This window comes from Nostoc sp., assembly GCF_036917515.1.
GTDB lineage: Bacteria > Cyanobacteriota > Cyanobacteriia > Cyanobacteriales > Nostocaceae > Nostoc.
This window is the reverse complement of record NZ_JBALDE010000040.1, coordinates 1-865: the sequence shown is the minus strand read 5'-3', so window position 1 is coordinate 865 and position 865 is coordinate 1. Positions and strand designations below refer to the sequence as shown.

Sequence of the window (865 nt, the reverse complement as noted above, 5' to 3'; positions counted from 1 at the left end):
GCAAGCTGTAGCAGGGGCACTAGGGGAAATTAAGGATGCACGAGCAGTTGAACCCCTGATTGCCAAGCTCAATGATGCTGATAGCGATGTCCAGCGAGCTGTAGCAGGGGCACTAGGAGAGATTAAGGATGCACGAGCAGTTGAACCCCTGATTGCCAAGCTCAATGATGCCGATAGCAATGTCCAGCGAGCAGTAGCAGGGGCACTAGGAAAGATTAAGGATGTACGAGCAGTTGAACCCCTGATTGCCAAGCTCAATGATGCTGATAGCGATGTCCAGCGAGCTGTAGCAGGGGCACTAGGAGAGATTAAGGATGTACGAGCAGTTGAACCCCTGATTGCCAAGCTCAATGATGCTGATAGCGATGTCCAGCAAGCTGTAGCACTGGCACTAGGAGAGATTAAGGATGCACGAGCTGTTGAACCCCTGATTGCCAAATTCAATGATGCTGATAGCGATGTCCAGCAAGCTGTAGCACTGGCACTAGGAGAGATTGAAGATGCACGAGCTGTTGAATCCCTGATTGCCAAGCTCAATGATGCCGATAGCAATGTGCAGCGAGCTGTAGCACTGGCACTAGGAGAGATTGAAGATGCACGAGCAGTTGAACCCCTGATTGCCAAGCTCAATGATGCCGATAGCAATGTGCAGCGAGCTGTAGCACTGGCACTAGGAGAGATTAAGGATGCACGAGCAGTTGAACCCCTGATTGCCAAGCTCAATGATGCCGATATCAATGTGCAGCAAGCTGTAGCATTGGCACTAGGAAAGATTAAGGATGCACGAGCAGTTGAACCCCTGATTGCCAAGCTCAATGATGCCGATATCAATGTGCAGCAAGCTGTAGCATTGGCACTAGGAAAG

At 50.4% G+C, this 865-nt stretch carries 1 protein-coding gene; it reads left to right on the top strand.

The window, feature by feature from the left end; genetic code table 11:
• Positions 1–865 (top strand): HEAT repeat domain-containing protein (locus V7K89_RS04795; protein WP_335184840.1); only part of this gene is annotated, 865 nt, incomplete at both ends.